This is a genomic window from Arthrobacter sp. MMS24-S77, from assembly GCF_054888235.1.
On the sequence record NZ_JBTZRN010000001.1, the window covers coordinates 2,030,127 to 2,053,702 of the forward strand.

Sequence of the window (23,576 nt, forward strand, 5' to 3'; positions counted from 1 at the left end):
GGACCATTCGTCATGACTTCTGCCCGACCTGGTGGGAGCGTTCGCTGCCCGGCCCGGGTTTGCGCATTTCAACCGAAGACAGGCGTTCACGCAGCTGCCTTGGGCCTAGGCGGGTTCTGGTCGTGGCCCGACGTGGTGGTTTAGTTGAAATGCGGTGCCGGGTTTGGGTAGCTGCCTCACGGCGCGGCGGGGGCAATGTTGTGGTTGAGGCGGAAGACGTTCTCGGGGTCGTAGTGGGCTTTCACGATCGTCAGCCGGTCGTAGTTCACCCCGTAGGCGGCCCGTACGCGCTCTTGCTCCATGCCACCAAGGTTGTTCACGTACACTGCTTCCTTGAGATGAGGGCTCATCGCCTCGAAACAGCGGCGAGTCCAGGCGATATTCCTGTCGGCGTCGGCCGGATCCTCCCACTGGGACAGGATCAGGAAGTCGTACTGACGATCTCGGTGGGCAAATGCGGTGGCCCGCGGGTCCACCCGGCTGGCCACTCCGGTCATCTGCTGTAATCCGATGCCCGTATAGGGTGACGGGCTGGTTGCTGCGAACTCCAGCATCACCTCGATGGCACTGTCGGTGACGTCCTTGAGATAGCTTGATTTCCAGTAGTGCTGGCGCCCGCCGGGAGCGCCGCCGTCGCGCGAGCACTGGAACGCCAGATAGGGCAGTGAACTAATTTCTCCGTTGATGGGGTTGCCGAAGTCCCGTAGCGGTTGGAGAGTGTGCTCTCCCTCGCCGAGTTGGCCGCAGTAGCACGCTGTTATGGAAACGAGGGGCCGGCCCTCTGGGTCCCGGCCTACGGAAGCGCTGGTGGACAGTTCATCGGGCGCGCGGCTGGAAAATTCGTAGTAGAAGCGCAGCGCTGCCTTGGCCTGCTCGGGCGGGAAGACCAGCGTGCCGGCGAGCACAGTGCTGACCGGGTGGAGTTGGTATGTCAGTGAGGTGACGACGCCGAAGTTTCCGCCGCCTCCGCGCAGGGCCCAGTAGAGGTCTTCGTGTTTGACAGGGCTTGCCGTGAGAAAGTCCCCGTCTGCGGTTACGACATCGGCTGCGAGCACGTTGTCGCAGGCGAGACCGTATTTGCCGTTCAGCCAGCCCAGACCCCCACCGAGGGTAAGGCCGGCGATGCCGGTGACCGAGACGACGCCCAAAGTGGTGGCCAACCCAAATGCCTGGGTCTCGTGGTCGAATTCACGGAGCAGCAGCCCAGTTTGTGCTTGGGCTACGCGGCGGGCAGGGTCCACCCGTATGCCTTTCAGGGGGGAGAGGTCGAGCATCAGCCCGCCTTCGCACACGGACGCCCCGGAGACGCTGTGTCCGCCGCTGTGGATCGAGAGCGGTAATTGTTGTGCGCGGGCGAAGCGCACGCCTTGCATGACGTCGGCTGCCCCGGCGCAGCGGAGGACGGCTGCCGGACGGCGGTCGATCATGGCGTTGAATACGCGGCGGCTGCGGTCGTAGTCCGGGTGCCGGGGCGTCAGCAATTTGCCCCGTATGCGATCCGCTAGGGCGCCCAGCGGACTCGGGTCTTGGGCGGCTCCGCTCTCGCCCAGTGATCCTTGTGGCATCCGCACCCCCCATCTTTGGAGCCGATATTGGACCCCGGGGCCGCAGTTGTCAATGACTCAACTCCGGACCGGACGTGGCCCTCATGATCAATCCGGTGCCGCCGTGAAATGGGGAAGTTGTCGCCGGGATTGCTTACGTACGTCGCACACTGGCTTCTGCCCCCAACCGGTGATCTGGCCGCTTTCCATGCAGGCGAAGTTGTCTGCATGGAAAAGACCGCACCCCGCGATGCGAGATGCGGCCAGTGGCTGTAGATGCTTTGAACTGGCTATTTCGGGGTGTGCACAATGTGCACAGCTAAGGCCTCGGACCGAGGCGTATTGCCACCGGATCGGGCCGGATTCCGTATGTTTCCGGGGAGCCCAGTGTTTACAGGGGCTGGAGTCCGGTTCGAGTCCCACCTCGGGCACAATGTTGTCGCAGGTCAGGGGCCTATTTGGCCCCTGAGTGTGCACAGGTTTCGTTGTGAAGGGCCCCTTCGGGGCCCTTCACAGGTGGCCGGTGGTGTGGCCGGTTGCCTCCTTGCGTGCTTCGCTGATCGACAGGTTGGCGTTCGGTACCTGTTCATGGATGCTTATGGCCCCAGCAACATGAATTCGGGAAAATTCGGTGGAAGTTTCCCTAGTGCATCGTTGGGTGCTCATCAGGTTCATAGTGCTGTTCGGCTCTTGGTTGGCTGTTCTGCTTGATGATGGTTGGACCGGGAACAGGCCGTGACTTGTGCCCAACCGGTGGAAACTTGTGCCGCCGATCGTCCGCAGACTGTCCACCGTGCAGCCCACGGTGCCCAGTGCCATTCCCGTCCGGACCTAGGGATCGTTCTGTATGCAGCTGTCCATGGTTGCTGTCAGCGTCGACTGCGTAGTGCTGTAGATTTTCACGCACTGTCCTGCGCTGGGACGCCTGCTGCTTGGTCGTTTTTCACGCTTGTTCATTGGGCGGCTGGCTGCCGAGTCTGTCGCCTGACCGGCAGGCGATTCGAAGTGGCAATCCGGCTTCGGGCGGTGACCGGGGTCAGCCTTTCAGCGTTGTGTCGAATAGAGCCTGCAGCTCTTGGAAGTGCCGCTCGGTGGCCGCCGGGTTGAAGGCGGAGGTGTCCGCCATGGTGTAGCCATGCGGCGCCCCTGCATAGATTTCGTTGGACGCCTCAAGCCCTGCGGCCTGTAAGGCTTCGCCGAGCCGAGCGACGGCGTCCGGTGCCATGCTGCGGTCATTGTCGGCGTGGCCGAATACGAACCGGGCCCGTGCATTGCCAAGCTTCAGATGCGGGCTGTCTGGCCCGTCGGTGGCGAGGCCGCCACCGTGGAAGCCGCCGCACGCTGCCACCACGTCCGCGTGGGACGTGGCGGTGCGGACGGCCAGCCGGGCGCCCAAGCAGTAACCGGTGGTCCCGATGGGGCCGGGAGCTACGCCGTTGAGCCCGGCAAGTGCGGACACCCACGCATTGATGTCCTGCAGTGCCTTTTCCGGTGTCAGGCGGCCAACCCGGGGAAGGCAGCCTTGCCTGCCGCTTCCCTGCCTTCCTGGGCGGACATGTCCACGGCCGGGCCGAGCTCGGCCATTGATCCTTCACGGTAGAAAACGTTCGGCGCCAGCACCACGTAGCCCCAGTCGGCGATGCGCTGGGCCATCTCCTGGATTCGGGGACGCAGGCCGAAGGCGTCCATGTAGAGGATGACGCCGGGAAGAGTGCCGATTGCAGTGGAAGGGCGGCCGACGAGGGCCTCAGCGGTGCCTTCAGCGGCAGGGATTTCGATTGGCATGGGCCCACAATATCGGAGCTCAGGAGTAAAGCCGGGTCGCGGTCCCGCAGCGAGGTCGAGGGAGTCTGCGTCGAGACCGTTTCGAGTCAGAGCTTCACAGGGCCCTCCCAAGGCACTGATTGGTGCTCGCGGTCAGGGTCACTTCAATGGGTTCAAGGCTATTTCCAGAGGTTGTCCACCATGATCGCCTCGCGAACCATTCCCGCACCTTCTGCACCAGCCACCCCCTTGCTACCTGTCCTTTGAGCCGCGGAAATTGGTCCCCGGCTGTGGACAGGGAAACAGGCCATCCGAGGAGGCAGAAGCGACAGTCCGCTGGCGGCGCTAGTGCTTCCACAGTCCGTTGTGCACGCGCGCTATCCACAGCGTTGCTCCGGGTGAAATTGCGACGCCGGTGACGGGCAACAGCGACAAGGACCCCACATCCATTGAGCGTCCGGGGTGCCGTTGGGTCGGTCGGGGGTGCCGGCGAGGTCGCAGCGGTGATTGCCTTCCCGGCTTTACCGGCGTCGTCGACGGAGGGATGCTTCAGATGCGCCCTCACGCCGGATCGTGCATCGTTGGCAAAGAGTGGCGGGAGGGGTATTGGCCTTGGCTTAGCTCTGACCGGATGCGTGCTCTATGCAATACGGAGTCCAAGGCCTTGCCTCCAGGCGACCCTCCGCAATGGGCTTGCCGCACACGGCGCACAGTCCGTAACTCCCGTTGGCAATCCGCAGCAAAGCGGCCTCGATCTGTTCCAGGCCCACCCGGCTCTGCTCCATGAGTGCGGAAGCCTGGGAAAGTTCGAAGGCGATCGTGCTCCCTTCCGGATCGTGTTCGTCGTCGACGTTCGCGTCCTGCCTGGCGACGTTTACGGAAGTGATGTCCCCAATGAGGGCTTTCAAGAGCGCAACCTTGCGGTCACGTTCCTCCTCAAGGAGTACGCGGAACCGCTTCGCATCGACCATGGGACGAAAGGCTACCGCACAGTTGAGCTCCTAGGCTGGTCGTCGTAGTTCGGGTCCGTAGTGCTTAAAACCCGCCGCGGGGTGTCGGTGTTTGGGATCCGGTGTCGGGCAGGGGTGGTTTCATATCCACCCTGTCGTGGGTCCCTGCGCGTCGTCTTCGTCCTTGGGCAGTGGGAGATGGCGATTTTTCTTGAGCGGAGCGACCGTTGTGGCGGTCATTTTCGCTGGCATCCTTTCTGGAAGTGTCGCTTGTCGGCCAAGGAATCCACAGCTCCGAGAAGAATCTGAGTGGGAGCTAGGCCGCGAGCTCGTGGGACCGCTCTGACAACTGGGAGCACCGCGACTCGGCAGCGCACAGCCACCCAGGAATGCCCAACGTGTGGTCGATTGTAGGCCGTGACGCCTACCGCGGGTCGCGCCGGACTTCAGCTGGAGTCCATCCCAGGGCTGGACCGAGTTTGCTGGCGATGTCGGTGAGGATCTGGATGTAATCCTCGTGGTCGAAGCTGAAGGGCAACGCAAACGCCACCTCGTCGACTTCCTGAAATCCTGCGTGTGCGTATAGCTGTTCGGCGATCTCGTCGCTGGTGCCGATCAGATCCGCGGCGAACAGCATGCCCCTTGCCCCCTGCGGCGCCCGTGTGCGGGGAGTGCGTTCATCAACATACCGCTGGTATTTCTCCCGCTGACCCGGCGAAGCCGAATCAGTTGGGATCACCACCAGGCCCTGCGACACACGGGCCTGTCCGTGCGCCTGGGCTGACGTTTCAGCGGCTTCACGGAAGGCACGAATCTGCGACTGCTGGATTCGGGCAAAGTCCGGTTCCTGATCCACTTCCGGAAAGATGACGCTGCTGGAGAGCAGATTGAAGCCGTTTGCCCCGGCCCAGACGGCCGACTTCCTGCTGGCCGCCCCATACCAAAGGCGATCCCGGAGCCCGGCAGAGTGCGGCTCGACGCGGTTGGAGAATTCCTCGACTACACCCTGCCTGCCCGAAAAGTCCCGCACCTTTTCCCCCGCGATCAGACGGGCAAATCGGTTCAGGCGCCCGTAGCTGAAATCCTCTAACTCGGAGGAATCCGGGTACAGCTCGTGCTTCACTGTGTCGTAGTGCATCGGTTCACCCACGCTCAGCCCCGGATTGATGCGTCCCCCGGCGAGCAGATCCACGGTGGCCAAGTCTTCGGCAAGGCGCAAGGGGTTTTCCCAGCCCAGCGGGGTTACAGCGGTTCCAAGCTCGATCCGTGAGGTGCGCTGGCTGGCGGCGGCCATCATCGCGATGGGGGAGGAGATTCCGAACTGCAGATGACGGTGCCGCAGCCACGCGCTGTCGAATCCGAGGCCTTCGCCAAGTTCGATGATCTGCAAAGTGGATTCGTGGCCCGAGGCGGGATCCGCCGGATCGAACAGGCCGATAGTGAGGAATCCAAGTTTGCGTAAGGGACGTGAGGTGTCGGGCATGGCTTCCTTCAGGATCGGATACGGCTGATCTCAGAATATGCGCCGGGACCTGCAGGTTCTTCTGACAATGGCGGGAGGTTACCCTTCGTGTCGGCTGAAGTGAGCGAGCGGTGCCACGTCGCCGGCATCGAACGCCTGGCGGAGATGGAGCTCCCGCCACAGGGGTGCCCGAGAAGCGTCTCCGAACGAAACCGGCCGGTCATGATTCGTGAATGCAGGATGCAACAACTCGTGGAACTCGCTGATGGGTGACGGGTGTCCGGGAACGGAACTCGCCAACCTGAATTCGCAGGCTTGTTGTGTGCTCGTCTACGAGCACACAATCCGGGAGTCGGGAAGATCATGCTGGCAGAGAAGGTCTCAGTACAGCCCCTCTGTACGGGTTGTGTCAGGGGTGTCTTCTTGGCAGAAAGGGTGTTTCCGCCCGCGAAGCGGGCTCGGGCGACTGCTCGTCTCGATGTCTGTGAAGGTGATCCAAAAGCGGCTGGGTTGAGCCGCTTTCTGGAGGGCTGGTCTGAGAGATTATTCGCTGGGTTCGAGGGTGGCGGCTGCGTCAAGGGCGTCGTCGACGACGATGAGGTAGTTGTCCCGCCCCGCGGCCAGGGGGATGGAGCGGTCGCCGTATTTGTTGTAGGTGAGGTCGACGGCGTCGTCGGCGTTGGTGAAGTTGAGCCGGCGGAGGAGCCGGGCGATGTCGAGGGTGTCCTTGCCGCGCTCGGCGGCGATTTTCATGGCCAGGAACGTTTCCATGTCCGCGGCCTGGATCGTGAGTCCGTCGGTTTGTTCCAGGGTCACCCAGGTGGCGTTGTCGGGGATGAAGGCTGCTGCGCTGGAGTTCAGCCAGCCGGGGGAGAGATCGTAGTCTGCGGCCATTTCCGTGACGACGGTGTTGACCGTGGTGGGTCGGCGTAGCTGGCGTCGATGTCGGCGGTGGGGCGGTTGCCGATTCCTTGAAGGATGAGTGCGGCGCCGCCGACGAGTTTGATGTCACCGCGGACACCTTGGGCTTGCAGGCGCCGGCCGAGTTCGTGGAGGAGGGCGCGGATTTGATCGGCAGTGAGTTCTCCGCCCCTCATGCGGTGGCCAGGCTGCGTTCGCGGATGAAGACGTTCAGGGCGGCGAGTTCGGCCGGTGTTTCGGACATGGTGAGTTTCTTCATGGGTTCCCTGACGGTCCGGTAGGACTCGGCCGGCATCCATGCCTTGTCGAGGGCTTTGACACGTCTGGTCCAGGACGGTGCGGGTTGCCCTAGCCGGTGTGCGGTGTAGTTGGTGATCCCTGCCAGGGCGGCGGACCAGTGCGGATCCTTGAGCCGGGGGCTGCGTTGGAGCAGCGGCCTCCCGGCTTTGAGGGAGGCTGTGGCGTAGTCGGCGAGCATCTTGATGGCGAATTCGAAGTCCCGCGAGCCGATCAGCTGTGTGAAAGTTTCGGCGTAGTCCCGCCGTGCCGGGTCGTAGTCGCTGCCGCGGGGCATAGGGTCGGAAGCGGTTAGCGAGAGCCCGAGGGTGTGGAGGACAGCCATGGTCTTGCCGAGTTCGGCGCGTTCGTGACCGGCTTCGAGGTCAACAAGGAACTTCCGTGAAACCCCGGCTGCCTCCGCGAGTGACTGTTGCGAAAGACCGCGTTCCTGGCGCCGGGCGCGGATGATCGCACCGGCGGCCGCCGGCGTATCGATGCTGCTTTCACCTGTCATGGGTCCTCCCTGCCGTTTCCCAGTATGTCACCGAATGGTGACAGGTGCACGCAGTCTGGCGCGGCTCGATTCTGGAGGGCGCCCGGGCGGGAGGTGTGGCAGAGGGCGAGATATCTGGATTAGGGGGCAAAGAAGACGTGTTGACAGTGTCAACACTTTTGCCGTCGGACTGGGTCGGACATCAGACGGACTGGCTCGTACTGCCTATCTGGACTTCCCTGGGTTTTCAAGGCCCGGAATGCGGTTCGAGTTCCACCTCGGGCACAGCATTCCCCCTCGTCAGAGGGGTTTTTGCTTTAACGTGTGTACATTGACCCTCCGCGGGTTCCTCTGACGTTGGCCTCGGTTTGTGCTTGGCGCCGCGGTGGCCTGTTCGGTTGCGTGTGTGGGTGGCGGGTTCAGGGTGCTTGCTGGTGGCCCCCTCCAGGTTGCCGGGACGCGTCCAATCGAAGTCACGCGGACGAAGGTCCTTGGTGTCGGGACCGAAGAGAAGGATCCTGAAGGTCTCCGCCTCGCAAGTTTGCCCAGCTAGGACACTGCTATCAGAACCGCGGGTGAGCGGTCTCGGGCCTATCATCCGCCTGAAGGGCAGGGTAATCTGGACGGACTTCAAATGCAGGAGATGCCTGGCAGGAAGGCGGTGTTTACGAGCGTGAGCCTCAAGGATGAGTGGGATCTGCTCGATTCCGAGACCCGAACATGGCTTCTGGAAAATCCGGAATGCTTGGTCCTACCCTCTGCCATCTCGGCTAAGTTCAGCAGGTGCGCGCCCGGGGACACCGAGCGCGACCCGCGCGGGCAGGTTGTCCTCTCCCGGGAAGACCACGATTTTGTCCGGGAGAAAGCAGAGGCCGCAGGAAAGCCAATCCGGTTCCCCACGAGGGAATATCAATTCTTCGATACGGCACCGTTGCCTGTCATCCGGAAGGTATCGCCTCAAAAGTGATCTAGTTTCGATGAAGCCATCTGATTGACGCCGCGACCATGGCAGCAAATACCCTAGGACCCGACATTGCGACGACGACCGATGCCTCTATCACGTACTTGACCCTGGCTCGTATTGGCGAACAGCTTGTCGCTGCCGCTGGGGTCACCTTCAACGAAGGACGGAGTGTGATCGTCGACGGCATGGTGCGTGCAGGCGATCGCACAGTCGCCATCTACCGGGGAACGGGTCGGGCCCAAGTCCCAGCGTCCGGTATGCCGTGTCGTTGTCCATGTTCCAGCCAGTGAGCATTCCATAGCTGAGGAGTTGAGCGCCGAGTTTGGCCAGGCGATAGCTGGGGTCTGCCTCGGGGCGAGTTGCATCGTCGTCGTACGGCGAGACGGCCTGGTCGCCGACGAGGAGGCCGTCGCGGACGGTGATGTGTCGCTCGGCGAGTGCTCCCGTGAGGGCGGCTATGACTGCAGCATACGGTTTGTCCTGACCGGCTGTCGGAGCGGCCGAGGTCTAGACGGCAAACAGGGCGCTGGTGGCATTCGTGTCGTTCGCCAGGTAGCCGGCGACTGTTCGCGCATAGGCGCGTTCCCCGCCGTCGTGCTTGGGAAGGTCCACGCGACGGGTCACGCCAACATGGTTGGTGTCCAGAGTGATGCACACAAGGCTTTCCTGCGGCCAGAAGCCCAGGGCGTGGCCAATGAAACTGAGGACATTGGCAGGGGTTTTGATGGTGAGCGCTTCCATGATGCTTCTCCTTCAGAGGCGGCGTCAGCCGTGGCCGTTAGGTATCGGCGTCGTTCTGATACGGGGGGCGCTGCTGGGCATGAGGGGCCGGAGTGCAACTTGGGGAACCGGCAACAATCCAAAATGGCGAGTGCCAGAGCGCCTTTCGAGAGCGAGTTCAGCGCGCTCGACGAGGGCCTGGTCGTTAGCGTCGAGATGCGGGTCTGTCACCGTGGTCGCCATTTCGCAGTCGCGTAGTTCGACGACGCCGGAACCCACCGACGGTCGAGATCTCCTCGACCGTTTCCCGCAATCGCGGGCCGCAGTCGCAGAGTCATCGGCCGAGGATGAGGGTAGTGAGTATTGCGGTGGAGGCGTCGCTGAGCCAGTGGACGGCCGTAGTGGCCAGAAGACGGCGGCGCAGCAGCACGAAAGACAACGTCAGGCCTGCGGTAATGAGCAGCGCGCCGAGAAACCGTGAGATGAGATAGGTCCTGTCCGGGATGAAGGGGATCACCAGGTGCTGGGCACTCCAGAAAAATATGATGATGGCCGCCGCCTTCCAGGTTCTGCCGGTGCGGGTTTGAAGGCGTGGCAGTAGGAATCCGAGGTAGGTGATCTCTTCGGTGAAAGCCCACAGGAGCGGCCAGACCGTGAAGCTATAGACGGCTGCCCAGCCCGGCAGGTGGATCGCGGTGACCTGGGGCGGGAGCGCTGCGGGCCCGTAGAAGGGGAGAGTGACCAGGCTGGCGGCCGCGACGGCGGGCAGCAGGGCCAGTAGATACAGCGGGATGGAACGCAGTTGCGGGCCCAGACTCGTGCGCGTGAAGCCGAAAGTGTCCCGGAGGCGCAGTCCTTCCCGCCTGAGCAGGAGGATCAGCAATCCTAGGCACCCTGCATCGGTGAGGGTACCGTAGACGGTCCACCAGCCCTGAGAGGATTCCCAGGGTGTCGGGTTGCCGGTGGACCACAGCACCGCAGCGGTGAATGACTGAGCGAGGAAGGACAGGACACCCCTTGCAGGCAGGAACAACAGAACGGGCCACCACGACAAGTCCCTGTCCGAATACAGCACGCGGATGGCGTCGGGCGTGTTTGGGTCCGACGGTCTTCTGCTTGTCGTGACTGCTTGTGCCGATCGCGGCTGGCCGCCGCCGGAATCCACGGCCCGCGGCTCGGTTGGAGAGGTTGTCATGAACGGATCTCCGGTCTGCGGTTCCGGGGCTCGCCGCCGGGTCGTTTCGTTTCCATGGCCCCGGCGTGCGTGCATTCATCACGGCGCGGCGTTCGGGTCAGGTACACCAGTTTCCACTCTCGTCGTCTGTCAGGGAGGTGACTCTGCTAAGGGGCGAAGGCGGCGGGTGCAGTATGCGAAACCACCTGACCCGTCGCAGCGAAGAATCACACCATTTCCGGTCGGTTGCAGCGTCCGCCGGTGCGCGGTTGACCGATCGTAACTGTTAGGTGATCGAGTACGTGCAAACAGCGCATGAACGCTCCAGCAACGCTTGAAGCGGCTTCACTCACGATCGCCGCGACGTTGGGGGTATCTGACGCGCAAACCCGTCTTCGAGGTGCATTTCGACGTCGACGGCGATGACTTCGGCCTCGATCCGGCGGGGTTTTCAGGGGATTGGGGAGTGACGGTGGAGAATGGTGCTGCTTCCCGAATCTCGCGGCGGCGCCGTGAGAACACCCGCAGGGACCAAGACGCGCCGTGACGTGTGGGTCACCTTCGGCTGGGTCGAGCACCAGGGTGGGCTCCGCCCCCGGTGAAGCGGGCCAGATGCCCATGGCGGGGAAGCCATGCACTCGCGAGCTCCCCAGACAGCCCCTATGTGGCTGCAGGTAGCTTTCAGAGAGGCTGTCCCGGCATCACTGTCGACTCGCGTACGACAAGTTCTGGAGTGAAACTGATTCGTCTGTTCGGAGCGTCGGGACTTTCGGATTTTGCAAAGAGCAACCTGGCGGCGGCCTCGCCAATTTCGTAGGCTGGTTGCTTGACTGTGGTGAGGGGAACTACGGCCAGTTGGGCGTCGCTGATGTCGTCGTATCCGACGACGGCGATGTCCGCGGGTATGGACCAGCCTTCGCGAGTGAGCCTATTGACGATTGCGATGGCGATCATGTCGTTCCCGCAGAGGACTCCCGTCGGCCGCGGATCCATCGCCGTGATGATATCGGCCAATGCGCTTCGTTCCCGGATGGTGCGGCCGGTGGCGTCGACACGGGTTAGAAGCGAGGGATCCGCACCAGATTCCCGCAGGGCGAGCATGGCCCCTTCATAGCGTGCCTGCAAGGCACGACTGCCCCCGGGTCCTCCTGCGAAAAGCACTCGCCTGTGGCCGAGGTCCAGGAGGTGCCTCATCGCCAGGTATCCGCCGTGTTGTTGATTGATCACAACCGACGATGTACTGAGGGTCATTCCTTCCTGGCCGACTACTACAACGGGTGTTTCCACATGTTCGAGTTCGCCGACATTTGGAGGATTCAGGGCGCCCGACGAGATGATGAGCCCGCCGACCCGCATCTCGGCAAGATCCCTCACATAGTGGCGCTGGCGTTCCTCATCTCCCGCGGTATCGCAGTAGATGAGGAGATACCCCCGCGTGCGCGCGATATCTTCTACGCCCCGTGCAAGCTCGGCAAAGAACGGGTTGGCAGCGTCAGGAACCAACAGCGCGAGGGTGTGCGTGCGGTTACCATGCAACGACCGGACGGAGCGGTTTGGGACGAATTTCGTTTGCTTGATGGCAAGTTCTATCCGGGCCCGGGTGGTAGGCGAGACAACTTTCGTACCGTTGAGGTAGTTCGACATCGTCCCCAGCGACACACCCGCAAGGGTGGCCACGTCCTTGATGGTGACGCTCTTCCCCATGATCCTGACTCCTCTGGTTTTTGAAGCTGAAACCTCACGATAGCGCGGAACCGATTTCTTCCTTCTCCGGCTTGTAGTCGCTGCTGCCGAATACGTCCTTGATTGCTTCAAGGAAGCCGTGGCGGTGGAATGTGTCGGGAAGGAGCGCAGAGCCCTCCGTCCATTCATTCCAAGCGTTGATAGTTACGAACGGGTGGGGGCTGCCGTGTCGATCAAGGAAAGCCTTGGCCTGCAGAAGACCTTCTTTGAACTCCTCGGGCGTCGGGTCCCAGACGGGTGTCCACGGGTATCGGCCCCGTTGGAAATCTTCTGTCTGCTGAGTTCTGGGCGACGGATCCCACCCGACAGTGACGTTCGGGTAGAACGGTATATCCAACTGGGTGGCGTACTTCTCGTACTCGGCAAAGGCAGAGTCTCTTAGCGGTGCGATTTCCGCGGCCGGGAAAGAGAAATGGGAAAGGTCCGCGTGGTGGACCCAGACATAGGATGTCGCCGAACGGAATCCGAGCTGGCGTACGAGGTCAATAGGGGCATGCGGGGCGGCACTTGTTGGCAGGACCTCGCCCTTCCACAGGACGGCATTGAGGTGAATTCCCGGGAACCCTGCCTGCTTCACCTGATCATCGAACCAAGTCAAAGCCTCGACTGCCTGCGTCGTGCCTCCCATTCCGACGACGAAGTTGGCAAGGTCGTAAATCGTGAACCATGGCCTTCCCTCGACAGTGAGGTAGTTTGGCCTGCTCAGATAGGCAGGGATGATGTGCCGGACCATCTCTTCGAACGACTCCCTATCAATAGCCCCATTCTTGAGACGGGTTGCCTGGGCGTTGCCAGGGTGGTCGTGCGGGAAGATATCGACAAGTTCGTGATTCGCCCACATCAGGGCGAGCTCGATGTCTCGGCTGTTGCCAGCTGCCAGAAGCCCTTCATCCAGCGCCCGCTGAAGGTAAGGCCCGTCGTCGTACCAGTAGTAGTCGACCAGGAAACCATCCACGCCATAGTTCCGCGCAAGCTCAATCTGCGCTGACGCGGCGGCCGGAGTTGCTTCATCGAACGGACCATGCAGGGGCATCCTGGGCTGGCGGTGTCCTTGGAATCGTGAGCCGGCAGATTCGAGGAGCGACCATTCGTCCCATCCTTGACCGAACCACTCGGCGTTTCGCGGATCATGGTGCCAATCGGGGAAGTAGTAAGCCAGGATCGTGGGGCGTGGCACGGATTGTTCTCCTTTAAGGACGGTGGCTATTTGACGGCTCCGGCGGAAACGCCGGCTCGGAAGTTCTTTTGCAAAACAATGAAAACGATGACTATCGGTATCGAAATGAGAATGTTGGCCGCGAAGAGCCTGGGCGTATCAACGAGTCGCTCGCCTTGGAAATATGTTGGGACTTGAGTCAGGACCTGCAGGTCCGTGGACTGGATGAATATGAGGGGAAACAAGTACTCGTTCCAGGCTGCGAGAAAAGTGAATATCGCGATAACCGACAGGATCGGGCGGCACACAGGGACAAGTATTCTCCAGAAGAACTGCCATGAATTGGCACCATCGAGTCGGCCGGCTTCATAAAGTTCGGCTGGTAAACCACGAATATAGTTGGTTCCGACAAGCACCCCGAACGGAATCGAGACCACTGTGAGTGGTACTATGACCGACCAGTAGGTGTTCAGTAGGCCCGCCGCCTGGACCGCGTAGTAAAGGGGAACTACCAGAGCGATGCCGGGGAGCGCCAGCCCAGCCAAGATGATGGTGAAACCAGTCCGGGTACCCCTGGGACGGAGTATGGCAAAGGAGTAGGAAGCGGTAAGCGCAAAGTACATCACCAGCACCACCGTGGACACGGACACAATGAGGCTATTGAGGAAGAAACGCAGGAATGGAGTCGTCGAGAAGACGATCCAGTAGTTGCCGAGGCCTCGCCCGGTCAGGGACTGTTGAACGATCAGCCAGATCGGTATGGCAAGAATGACGATGGCGAGGACGATGAGCATCTGGCTCAGTATCCGGCCTGCGAGCTTCTGGTAACGAAACACGCCTACCTCGATTCCCTAGTTGAGAGCCTGACCTGCAGTACCGCAAAAAGCAGCGCGATGAGGACGAGAACAATCGATACGGCTGCTCCAATCCCTGCGTGGAACTGCGAGATGACCTGTTGATAGATGTATCCGGTGAGTACCTGGGTTGTGGTGCCGGGCCCACCGCCGGTGGTCAGGAACACCAGGTCAAACATCTTCAGTGAACTGATGAATCCTAGGACGACGAGTACTACATGTGAGCCGCTCAGCATCGGGAGCACGACCAATCGCACAAGTTGCCCGGTGGAAGCACCATCGATGCGTGCGGCCTCGAAGATAGCGTTGTCGATTTGGCCGATGGCAGCGTCATAGATGAGGAAGCTGTAACCGGTGTACTGCCAGATATTGATCGCCATTATGGTCATCAACGCGGTTTTCGGGTCCGCCAGCCAAGGCTGCTCGAAACCAGAAAAGCCGACGGAGTCCAGGAACTGATTGAACGCTCCGTCAGGCGTGAGAAGAAAGCGGAACGACGTCGCAACTACCGCCGGGGCCAGGACGACGGGGACGAACACCAATGTGCGCAGGACGCTTCGAAGCCGGGTTTGGGTTCGGACCAGCACCGCAAGCCCTAGGCCCAGCAGCATCTGGACGGTGACGGTTACAACGGCAAAGACGAAGGTATTCCCGAGAGATTGCCAGAACTCGGGGTCGTTGGTAACTGTCGTGTAGTTGTCGATGCCGACGAAGGTGGTGGGGTCTCCGACACCTGACCAATCGAACAGTGAATAGTAGCCATTTGCTGCGATTCCAAAATGAACGACGCCGATAACCAGGATGAGGGCCGGCAGAGCCCACAGGTAGACGGTGATCTGACCACGGCGACGCCGATGAGGTGTGAACGGCCCGCGAGTCGCGGCCTTCTGGAAGGTTGCTGCTGCGGGGGCAGTCTTGCCCTCAAGTTGCTTGCTCATCATTCATTCTTTCCTGCGGTGGGGAAGGCTGAACCAGCAGCCCTCCCCATTTACCGTCTGATGAGGGCTACCGCTTGGTCTTGTCGGAAGCCGTTTGGATCTGCGTCAGCGCATCTGCCGGACTTGTGGTCCCTGCAGCGACCCCTGAAAGGGCCCGGCCTATCACAGCGGACAGATCGCTGTAGGGAATTTGCCGCAGGCCGACGAGCTGCGAGACTCCGGCCTGCTGGCCTTCGATGTCGGCGACCTGGCTGGGATCGATGACGTCAGAAGTCGACACCTTGATGGACTTGATGGCGGGGATGTTGCCTGCGGCGGCCTGAATGTTCTGGCCATCGCCGACTGTGAGGAACTCAAGCAATTTGAATGCTGCGTCCTGTTTTTGGGATTTGGCAGAGACTGAATAGCCGTTGTCTGGCCCACCAAACAGTTGCGTCGGTGTGCCACCAGCGATCGGTGCCGGGAACGGTGCGCTCCGGAACAGCCCGTCGATCTTAGCGGTGACGGTGTCCTGGATCTGGGCCTGCCCCGTCTTGGTCATCGTCGCCGGCGTGTTCCATGTTCCCAAGGCGATGAAGGCGGCTTTGTTCCCCAGAAATGTTGTCTGGGCATCCGGGTACTCACTCGCGGCAGTGGCGCCTGGTGCGATGATGCCGCTGGTGAACAGTTCGGACCAGGCATCCATGGCCTGCTTGAAAGACACACCGGTCCAAGAAGTCTTTCCGCTAATCGCTTCATACACTTTTCCTGGAGCAATGCTGTTGATCAGGGAGAGGAATACGTCCGTGTTCACCCAGGCGTCCTTTGCCCCTTGGGCGAGACAGCCGACGTTGTTCGCCCGCAGGACCTGACAGACCTTCTTCCACTCTGAGAAGTCTTTCGGAACGCTCAGACCATACTTATCCAAAATCGTCTTGTTGTAATAGACGAGGCCGGCCGCCGACATATAGGAAGGGAGGGCAACCTGCTTGCCATTGAGCTTGAGCTGGTCAAGTCCGGCCTGGTTGAACTTGGATGCCCAGTCCGAACCTGCGTCCTTGGCTATGTGAGTGTCGACCGGTACAGCCAAAGGTCCGAATGTTCCCACCAGGTCACCGGGCTGCAGTTGGAACACGTCCGGGCCATCGGAAGAGGAGAGGCCGGGTCGCAGTGCTGTCAGGTAGTTGGTGTAGTCGAAATTCTTGTAAGTGACCTTGATTCCCGGGTTCTGAGTCTCGAACTCGTGGATTACTTGATCCTTGCCGACGCTGTTCCAGCCCCACCAGGTGAGCGAAACAGTCTCGCTCGGCTGGGATGGTGAGGCAGAACATCCCGCGAGTGCAGTCAGAACGAGGGCCGCGGCGGCAAGAAGTGCCGCTGGAGTCTTTGAGGTACGACGCATGTCAAGCTCCTTTGCATGACTAAGAGGATGCGAAATTGAATCCTTTCAATACGGAAACCATAGCCCTCCTCAGAACATGCGTCAATGCTCAGTTGCGACTAGTGAAATATTTCAATACGTCATCTCGAACGAGACAATCGAAAAGTCCTTATCGCCACCGTCCGGGGCTCCAACTTGCAAAAGGAGGGCGTCATTCCGCCGATTCGACGACTCCCCGCTCCTGGGCTCTTGACAGTTAGAGCTCGGATACATACGTTGATACGCATCTATGAATCGATTCATAGTCTTCCCAAGCTACATTCGGCCGGTCCCCGCCGTGTACGGCCGCATCCCGCCCGATTCCCTGCGTTTCGACGCCCAGTCTGAGGACGCCTCCATGTTTGATGATGACGTGAACCGCACCCGAAGTGTCCTCACACCCAAAAGGAGGCGTTCGACCCGCATTGGCCTTGTTGCTGGCGGCCTGGCTGCGTATTGGCCCCAGTTCCCAGACCTGCTTCCTCAGCTCAAGGAGTCAGCAGCCTATGTTGTGGAGCGCTTCCAGGAGATGGATGTCGAGGTCCTGGATGCGGGGTTCGTTTCCGATGCGCAGGAAGCGGCTGCCGCTGCTGAACAGCTCCGCCGCGCAGACCTCGACCTCATCGTAATTTTCCTGACCACCTATCTGACGTCCTCCATGGTCCTGCCGATCGCCCAGCGCACTCAGGCTCCCGTGCTACTCATCGATCTGCAGCCGACAGAAGCCATGGGGCATGCAAACTTCGACACTGGCAAGTGGCTTGCCTACTGCGGGCAATGCCCCGTCCCCGAGGTTGGGAACGTGTTCCGCCGTGCCGGCATCCCGTTCCGTTCTGTCAGCGGTCACCTGAAGGACGAGAAGGCTTGGAGGCGTATCGCCTCGTGGATCAATGCTGCCCACGTCCGCGCATCCCTCCGCCATGCACGCCACGGTTTGATGGGTCACCTGTACCCGGGCATGCTCGACGTATCCACCGATCTCACCACGGTATCGACGACGTTCGGGTCGCACGTTGAGGTTCTTGAATTCGATGACTTACGTGTGCGCGTAGACCAGGTCACTGAGGCTGAAGTCGTGGCGCGCAAGGAACTCGCCCGGTTGATCTTCAAACTTGATGATTCCGTGAATGACGAGGATTTCTCCTGGGGCGCGAAGGTGTCCGTGGGACTGGACCGTCTCGTCGAGGATTTTGAGCTGGACACCCTCGCCTACTATCACCGCGGGCTTGACGGTGAACAACACGAACGTCTCGGCGCAGGGATAATCCTTGGCGCTTCCCTTCTGACCGCGCGGGGCATTCCGGCAGCCGGGGAGTATGAGCTGCGCACCTCTATTGCCCAGTTGGCCTCCGAAGCCTTAGGAGCCGGCGGCTCCTTCACCGAGATCCAGGCCCTGAACTTCAGGGACGATGTTGTCGAGATGGGCCACGACGGCCCTGCTCACCTGGCCGTGAGCTCCGCCAATCCGCTACTGCGAGGTTTGGGCATTTATCACGGCAAGCGCGGCTGGGGAGTTAGCGTCGAATTTGACGTCATGCACGGACCCGTGACGACGTTTGGCATCGGCCAAGAGCGGGACGGCTCCTACGTCTTCGTGGCCTCCGAGGGCGAAGTGAAGTCTGGTCCCTTGCTGGCCATCGGCAACACGACATCCCGTGTGGATTTCGGCATCGACCCGGGCGAGTGGGTGGACAACTGGTCGCAGACCGGTATTGGCCATCATTGGGCTCTCTCCGTCGGACACCGGGCCCAGGACTTCAAAGCCGCGGCCGACCTGTTGGGGCTGCCATTCCGCCAAGTCTAGAGCCCGCGACTCACTCCGAAAGGGCCGCCGGATACTGCTCGGTCACACAGCAGGCCGCCCTATCTCTGCAGCTTCGTTGGCGCACCGTTGGAGTATCTCCAGCGCCATATTCATCCTGAAAGGACACCGACAATGACTTCGCCTGCCCTCCGACAGCTTTTTGCCGACCCACCCCGAACCTATGGCCCTACACCACTATGGTGGTGGTCCGGTGGTGAAGTAACCCGCGAACGGCTTGAGTGGCAGATGCGCCGGTTTGCCGAGGGCGGCATCCACAACCTCGTCGTGATCAATCTCGCCCCGGCCGGACCCATCGTGGACGCCCAGACAGATGATCCGGCTTGGTTCAGCGAAGAGTGGTGGGACCGCTTCATCCTCACTTGCGAACTCGCCCTCGAACTTGACGTGAAGATCTGGTTCTACGACCAGATTGGATTCTCCGGGGCCAACGTGCAGGGCAGCATCACCCACCGACATCCAGAGGACGCTGGGCGCACGCTCCGATCGCGGCAGACTGATGTGAGGGAGGGACACGTCGACGTCGCCGCGGTGGAAGAACTCGTCGCCGTATACGGCAGAAGCGGGGAACGGCTGGATGTCGGCGCGGAGGGTCAAGTTACGGCCAAGGACGGTACGTCCGTGCGGATTGTGGTTGCGGTTCCGACGGCCTTCGACTACCTGAATCAGACCGCCGTCGGCCATCTGATCGACCTCATCCATGGAGAGTTCGAGCGACGAGTGCCGCAGTTCCTGGGCAATGTCATCGCCGGCAGCTTTCAGGACGAACTTCCCGCCACCAACGCCTGGACACCCTCTTTTCCGGAGGAGTTCCGCAGGCGCAAGGGGTATGACCTGCTGGACTATCTGCCCGCCCTGTTCGAATCCGGTGGCGATCAGAACGCCAAGGTGCGTGGAGACTACTACGCCGTGCGCGGTCAACTGACCGAGGAAGCACTGTTCAAGCCGCTGGGTACTTGGCACTCTGAGCGCGGGATGATGCTGGGCGCTGATCAAAGCAACCCGGCCCGAGCCGGGAACCCAACACAGGCCACGCAGCTGTACACCGACTATTTCCGCACGCACCGCTGGTACTCCGCCGTCGGAAGCGACCACGAGGGTGATGCAAAAGTCCACAGCTCCATGGCGCACTTGTACGGCCACGAACGCGTCTGGATGGAGTCCTTCCATTCAAGCGGTTGGGGCGCAACTTTGGAGGATACCTATGATTGGTTGCTGCCGATGTTGCGCAGCGGGGCAAACCTCTACAACCCTCACGCGTCCTACTTCGGAACCGCGGCCGGTTGGTTCGAGTGGGCTCCGCCATCCACCGATTGGCGCCAGCCTTACTGGAAGCAGTATCCGGCCTTTTCCCGGGCGGTCGCGCGCATCGCCTCGATCATGTCATGGGGCACTTACTGCGCCGAAGTGGCAGTGCTCCACCCCACCGCGACAGCCCAAGCTGCACTGACCTTGAATGCCCGCATTGATCATTACGGCAACGGGCAGCTTAGTGAGGAGTTCACGGATGCCAACCGGGCCCAAGAGGATTACCTTGCACTGTGCGGGGCCAATAACTGGTTCACCACCCGGCTGGGTGCCTTGGACAGCGCCGGTATCTCTTTCGACGTTATCGACGACGACTCCCTCCAGCGTGGCTCCGCCGAGAACGGTGGCCTGTCTGTAGCATCCCAGCACTATCAGGCTGTGATTGTTCCTTCGGCTGTGGTCCTTGAAGAGGAGACGGCGCGGCGGTTGAATGACCTGCTGAATGCTGGCGGCCGTGTTTTGCTAACGGGGTCCGAGCCCCGCCTCGCTGCCGGGCTGAACGGCGACGACGATGCCGTGACCGCCCTGTGCAGGAATCCCCGGATTGAACGCCATGTAGATCCCGCATCCGCTGTCGGCGCTTTGACGAGGTTGAAGGGTTACGCCAGCAGCGACGTCCCGTTGCTGGTCCGCCGCGACGGGGCGGACGGGGTTGCCCTGGTCACCGCCGCATTCCCGAACGCCAGCGCCCACCCGTTGCGCACTTATGACGACCCCTGGATGTGGGAGGACTACGACTTCGACCCCTCACGCTACGCGCGCACCCGCACCGTGACCGTCAACGGCACCGTGACCACAGCCGAAATGTGGAACCCGGCCACCGGCGAATCCTCCGCAGTGCCGGTCAAAGTCCTGGACAGCACTTCTCAAATCGAGCTCCCCTTGGGTGGGGCGCCGGCCGTCATCCTCACCTGGTCTGAGGGAGAAGAGCCCTCTACGACCCTCTTAGAGAGCCCGCCTGAAAGCCGCACCCTTGATGTGGGTGAGGGGTGGACCGGGACGCTGGTGCCCACCATGGCCAATGATTGGGGTGACTTTGCCGGACCGGCAGGCAGCTCCGTGGATGATCTGCAGCTCTGGAAGATGCAGTGGTCACAGGACGGGGGCACCACCTGGTCTCCCGCCAAGGTGACTTACGGGAACCGGGTTGCCACATTCGGCTCGGTTTCCACTTCCAATGCCCCAGAGCCATTGGATGAGTCAGCGGTGGAGGCCATTCTGGCGGGCGGAGTGGATCTGGCCGGGACGGGCTGGGACATCCATGAGTATTCGGCCAGCCGAGGGCTGGAAAACGCCGGCCCCGGCACCTTGGGCAACAAGGGCCTCGTTACTGAGGAATTCATCCGTGTTCCCTCTCCCGGGACGGGCGAAATCGCCCGCATCCGTACCGTCGTGAGAGTCCCGCGGTTAGGACAGGCCGAACTGATCCTTGGCGCGGGCGCGGCCAAACGTGCCTGGTGGAACGGCAGGGAGGTAGGAACGGACAGCGGCAGCTACCTCTTCAAGGCAGCGGTTGAAGTGGCCAGAGAGCTGAATGTGCTTGAGTATGAACTCGGTCAAGACGAGAACATCCACGGACCGGCCCTGCTCGGCGGGCCGCCTCCCCTCGGCAGCTTCTTCACACTCACCGCCCCTGGCACCTTTGGATCGCGGCCGGAATTCATGTCTGTTCCGCTGGCCCTTAAACCGAATGGCCGCGTATCCTACCGGGGACGGATATTGCTTCCCACGCAGGCTCGGCATGCCACCTTGGTGGTCGGCGCCGCCACCGGAGCCAGCGTGCTGATCGATGGCAGGACCGTCGCTCGGCAGGAAAAAGTGGAGTATTACGAGTCGGACCGGGGCGCCAACCCGATGTTCTTCTCACACGACGTCACCGAACTCCTGACTGCCGGGGAGCACAGCATCGAGATCATCGCCGACGGTGCCGACGCCCGCGACGTGATCTACGTGGACCTGGTTGCCCGCCACGGCGAGAAGGAAGTCTCCACTCTTGTCAGCGGCTCCGGCTGGACAGCGTTATCCGGTGGCGCCGTGGGCGCCACCGTGGAACATCGAGGGCATTGGTCGGAGCTTCTGTCGGCGCATGCCGGTCGCCGGCCCCATCCGCTGCCCTTCGCCGACTGGCTCAACGGCACACCCGAAGACGGCGAACCCGTGATCCCCAGCCAGGCCACCACAGACATGACGCCTCGGCCGCAGATGTTCCGTATCCCGATGCCGGCGGGCACCGCGTCAGCGTTCCTACCACTGGCGCTGCCGGCGGTGGCAGAAGTCAATGGCGAGGACGTAATGATCACCAGCGGCCGAGTCTCTTTCGACCCTCCGCTGCAGAGAGGCGCCGATTTTCTCATTACGACCAGCCCGACCGCCATGCTGCGGGGAGGCTCTGCATGGACCGGTCCCGTCCGGGTGGACGTCACCCCAACATCCTTGGCCTTCGGAGACCTGCGTAATCTCGGACTCGGCGCTTGGAGCGGCGGACTGTCCTATCGCCGGACCATCGACGTCGGAACCCAAGTACGCGCAGTCCTTGACCTGGGGCGGGTGCGGGGCTCGGTTGAGGTCACGGTCGATGGCAGCGTCGTAGGGGAAGCGTTCTGCGCGCCGTTCCGCTTCGACCTGGGGGTCTTGGACGGCCCAGCCGAAGTGACGGTGACTGTCTACAATACCCTCGCGCACTTCCTTGAGGAGTCGACTCCCACGTCCTGGGTCTTCCCGTCACAGCGGGCCTCGGGGATCTTCGGACCGGTGACACTGACCTTGACTGAGTAAGCCCTTCCCCGGGATGACCGCACCGGGAAGGGACTAATCACCCACACCTCACACGAGAACCGGCCATGGATCAACGACGCCCTCCGGCGCCCCCTGCCCGGTGGGCAGTACTGGGGGTGGCCCGGCGTGCCGTGCAGCGGCGGGAACCTTCTTCACTGACGTCGCCCGCGCGGAGGACGAGAGCGTGAACGGCGGAAGCCGGCTTTTCGTGGTTGGTGGACTGCGCCCGACGGCGGTCGCCGGGTCATCATCGAATCGGACCAGCTCCCGGGCTGCCCGGGTTGTGGGGGTCATTGCATCCCAGCGGAAGGAACGCCGCTTCCAGCGGATCCCGGACATTCCTGTCGCCGGCCCCGTGGAGGTCCTCTGGTCCAAGTACCGCTGGTACTGCGAAGAACCGCGTGAGAGAGGCTCTCGTTCTTTGAGTCCACCGTTCAGGTCCCGCGGCGTGCCCGCTCGAGCGGCCAGCTCCGGGGCCAGCTCGTGGAGGCTGTCATCCGCTCGGGCCGGGCCGTCTCGGAGACTGCTGCCGCGTTCGCGGTGTCCTGGTGGATGGTCCGGACCGCGCTCAACGAGGCCTTCCTCACCCTTGCGGATGTGGATCAGCTGAGTCCGAGAATGCTGGGTATCGACTCCGAATCGAAGCTCTGGATGCGGTTCGAGCCGTGGATGACCACGATCGTGGATGTGGACACCGGCCAGGTGCTGGGCGTCGTGGACGGCCGGGACCACACGGGCGTGGGGGAGTGGCTCTTCGCCCGGCTTCTGGAATGGTGGCGGGCCGTGCTGGTCGTGGCGAACGACCCGTCGTCGGCGTTCCGCAGGCGCCGCGGATGGGGCTTCCCCGGACCGCCGTCGCTGTCGATCATTTCCACCTGATCTCTCTGGCCAACCAGGCCGTGACCGCGAGACGACAGAACCTCTCCCAACAGGTCGAGGGCCGCCGGGAAAGGTCAAGGAACAGGTCCGGGCGTTGCTGCGCACCGGCTCCCTGGAGGACGCCGCGACGGCGAAGAGCGAACTCGAGGAACTGGTCAAGGCAGCCGCACAATCCCGAGACGAACCGGCTCTACCGGACCGCCTGCCAGTGGTGGAAAGAGATCGAGGTCCTGATCATTACCGGCGCCACGACGGTTATTCTCTTGAGAAGCGCCGTCCGGACGGCGGCATGACACGCATCCCGGGAATCCTTTTCCCCACGAACCACCAAGAGACCAAGCGGCCTAGTGGTGTTGGGCAACATCGGGCACGATGCAGCCAAAGAAGCCCGGTGCGTCGATTCCTTCCAAGAGCAGCGGGTTCTGGGGGTC

Annotated in this window: 22 protein-coding genes; 6 read left to right on the plus strand and 16 right to left on the minus strand. The window is 61.9% G+C overall.

Annotation, left to right across the window (positions count from 1 at the left end; genetic code table 11):
* Window positions 1-176 precede the first annotated feature (176 nt).
* From ACX5I4_RS09270 to ACX5I4_RS09305, 8 genes are all read right to left on the minus strand, one after another.
* Window positions 177-1,565, minus strand: coding sequence for an FAD-binding oxidoreductase (locus ACX5I4_RS09270; protein ID WP_461836410.1), 1,389 nt, complete (start codon window positions 1,563-1,565; stop codon window positions 177-179).
* 1,015 nt (window positions 1,566-2,580) lie between these two features.
* Complete coding sequence (locus tag ACX5I4_RS09275; RefSeq protein WP_461836411.1) at window positions 2,581-3,003, minus strand: dienelactone hydrolase family protein; 423 nt, start codon at window positions 3,001-3,003, stop codon at window positions 2,581-2,583.
* A 35-nt stretch (window positions 3,004-3,038) separates the two neighbouring features.
* A complete protein-coding gene (locus ACX5I4_RS09280) occupies window positions 3,039-3,329 on the minus strand; it encodes a dienelactone hydrolase family protein (RefSeq protein ID WP_461836412.1) in 291 nt (96 codons plus the stop codon).
* A 596-nt stretch (window positions 3,330-3,925) separates the two neighbouring features.
* Window positions 3,926-4,279: a TraR/DksA family transcriptional regulator gene (locus ACX5I4_RS09285; protein WP_461836413.1), complete on the minus strand. Its 354-nt coding sequence runs from the start codon at window positions 4,277-4,279 to the stop codon at window positions 3,926-3,928.
* A gap of 403 nt (window positions 4,280-4,682) precedes the next feature.
* Window positions 4,683-5,741 carry an LLM class flavin-dependent oxidoreductase gene (locus ACX5I4_RS09290; RefSeq protein ID WP_461836414.1) on the minus strand — a complete coding sequence of 353 codons (1,059 nt, stop codon included), beginning with the start codon at window positions 5,739-5,741 and terminating at the stop codon, window positions 4,683-4,685.
* Window positions 5,742-6,263: 522 nt separating this feature from the next.
* The gene (locus tag ACX5I4_RS09295) at window positions 6,264-6,614 is read right to left on the minus strand and encodes a hypothetical protein (RefSeq protein ID WP_461836415.1); all 351 of its coding nucleotides are present in this window, start codon (window positions 6,612-6,614) and stop codon (window positions 6,264-6,266) included.
* Complete coding sequence (locus ACX5I4_RS09300; RefSeq protein WP_461836416.1) at window positions 6,578-6,817, minus strand: hypothetical protein; 240 nt, start codon at window positions 6,815-6,817, stop codon at window positions 6,578-6,580. The genes ACX5I4_RS09295 and ACX5I4_RS09300 overlap by 37 nt, the downstream gene beginning before the upstream one ends.
* Entirely contained in the window at window positions 6,814-7,434 is a 621-nt protein-coding gene (locus ACX5I4_RS09305) for a helix-turn-helix domain-containing protein (RefSeq protein ID WP_461836417.1), read from the minus strand. The genes ACX5I4_RS09300 and ACX5I4_RS09305 overlap by 4 nt, the downstream gene beginning before the upstream one ends.
* Before the next feature lie 613 nt (window positions 7,435-8,047).
* Here ACX5I4_RS09305 and ACX5I4_RS09310 point away from each other — a divergent pair.
* Both ACX5I4_RS09310 and ACX5I4_RS09315 read left to right on the plus strand, forming a co-directional pair.
* Complete coding sequence (locus tag ACX5I4_RS09310) at window positions 8,048-8,380, plus strand: hypothetical protein (RefSeq protein ID WP_461836418.1); 333 nt, start codon at window positions 8,048-8,050, stop codon at window positions 8,378-8,380.
* A 38-nt stretch (window positions 8,381-8,418) separates the two neighbouring features.
* The gene (locus ACX5I4_RS09315) at window positions 8,419-8,667 is read left to right on the plus strand and encodes a hotdog domain-containing protein (RefSeq protein WP_461836419.1); all 249 of its coding nucleotides are present in this window, start codon (window positions 8,419-8,421) and stop codon (window positions 8,665-8,667) included.
* A 217-nt stretch (window positions 8,668-8,884) separates the two neighbouring features.
* Here ACX5I4_RS09315 and ACX5I4_RS09320 read toward each other — a convergent pair whose 3' ends face one another.
* From ACX5I4_RS09320 to ACX5I4_RS09350, 7 genes are all read right to left on the minus strand, one after another.
* Window positions 8,885-9,118 carry a DUF4192 family protein gene (locus tag ACX5I4_RS09320; RefSeq protein WP_461836420.1) on the minus strand — a complete coding sequence of 78 codons (234 nt, stop codon included), beginning with the start codon at window positions 9,116-9,118 and terminating at the stop codon, window positions 8,885-8,887.
* A 313-nt stretch (window positions 9,119-9,431) separates the two neighbouring features.
* Complete coding sequence (locus ACX5I4_RS09325) at window positions 9,432-10,292, minus strand: CPBP family intramembrane glutamic endopeptidase (protein WP_461836421.1); 861 nt, start codon at window positions 10,290-10,292, stop codon at window positions 9,432-9,434.
* A 660-nt stretch (window positions 10,293-10,952) separates the two neighbouring features.
* Window positions 10,953-11,975, minus strand: coding sequence for a LacI family DNA-binding transcriptional regulator (locus ACX5I4_RS09330; RefSeq protein ID WP_461836422.1), 1,023 nt, complete (start codon window positions 11,973-11,975; stop codon window positions 10,953-10,955).
* A 34-nt stretch (window positions 11,976-12,009) separates the two neighbouring features.
* Window positions 12,010-13,191, minus strand: coding sequence for a glycoside hydrolase family 99-like domain-containing protein (locus ACX5I4_RS09335; protein ID WP_461836423.1), 1,182 nt, complete (start codon window positions 13,189-13,191; stop codon window positions 12,010-12,012).
* Window positions 13,192-13,217: 26 nt separating this feature from the next.
* Entirely contained in the window at window positions 13,218-13,964 is a 747-nt protein-coding gene (locus ACX5I4_RS09340; protein WP_461836424.1) for a carbohydrate ABC transporter permease, read from the minus strand.
* Between the two features lie 44 nt (window positions 13,965-14,008).
* Complete coding sequence (locus ACX5I4_RS09345) at window positions 14,009-14,962, minus strand: carbohydrate ABC transporter permease (protein ID WP_306961635.1); 954 nt, start codon at window positions 14,960-14,962, stop codon at window positions 14,009-14,011.
* Window positions 14,963-15,029: 67 nt separating this feature from the next.
* Window positions 15,030-16,343 carry an ABC transporter substrate-binding protein gene (locus ACX5I4_RS09350; protein ID WP_306961633.1) on the minus strand — a complete coding sequence of 438 codons (1,314 nt, stop codon included), beginning with the start codon at window positions 16,341-16,343 and terminating at the stop codon, window positions 15,030-15,032.
* Window positions 16,344-16,611: 268 nt separating this feature from the next.
* On the opposite strand from ACX5I4_RS09350, the gene ACX5I4_RS09355 reads away from it, so the two are divergent.
* Together ACX5I4_RS09355 and ACX5I4_RS09360 are read left to right on the plus strand one after the other, a co-directional pair.
* Window positions 16,612-18,165, plus strand: a complete 1,554-nt coding sequence (locus ACX5I4_RS09355; RefSeq protein WP_461836425.1) for an arabinose isomerase — start codon at window positions 16,612-16,614, stop codon at window positions 18,163-18,165.
* A 132-nt stretch (window positions 18,166-18,297) separates the two neighbouring features.
* On the plus strand, window positions 18,298-22,266 hold the full coding sequence (locus ACX5I4_RS09360; RefSeq protein WP_461836426.1) for a glycosyl hydrolase: 3,969 nt from the start codon (window positions 18,298-18,300) through the stop codon (window positions 22,264-22,266).
* A 48-nt stretch (window positions 22,267-22,314) separates the two neighbouring features.
* Here the strand turns inward: ACX5I4_RS09360 and ACX5I4_RS09365 are convergent, their stop codons facing one another.
* Window positions 22,315-22,560: a hypothetical protein gene (locus tag ACX5I4_RS09365; RefSeq protein ID WP_461836427.1), complete on the minus strand. Its 246-nt coding sequence runs from the start codon at window positions 22,558-22,560 to the stop codon at window positions 22,315-22,317.
* Between the two features lie 189 nt (window positions 22,561-22,749).
* Here ACX5I4_RS09365 and ACX5I4_RS09370 point away from each other — a divergent pair, with 189 nt between their 5' ends.
* On the plus strand, window positions 22,750-23,145 hold the full coding sequence (locus ACX5I4_RS09370; protein WP_461836428.1) for a transposase: 396 nt from the start codon (window positions 22,750-22,752) through the stop codon (window positions 23,143-23,145).
* Complete coding sequence (locus ACX5I4_RS09375) at window positions 23,100-23,438, plus strand: transposase (RefSeq protein WP_461836429.1); 339 nt, start codon at window positions 23,100-23,102, stop codon at window positions 23,436-23,438. Before ACX5I4_RS09370 ends, ACX5I4_RS09375 begins: the two co-directional genes overlap by 46 nt.
* Window positions 23,439-23,576: the final 138 nt, after the last annotated feature.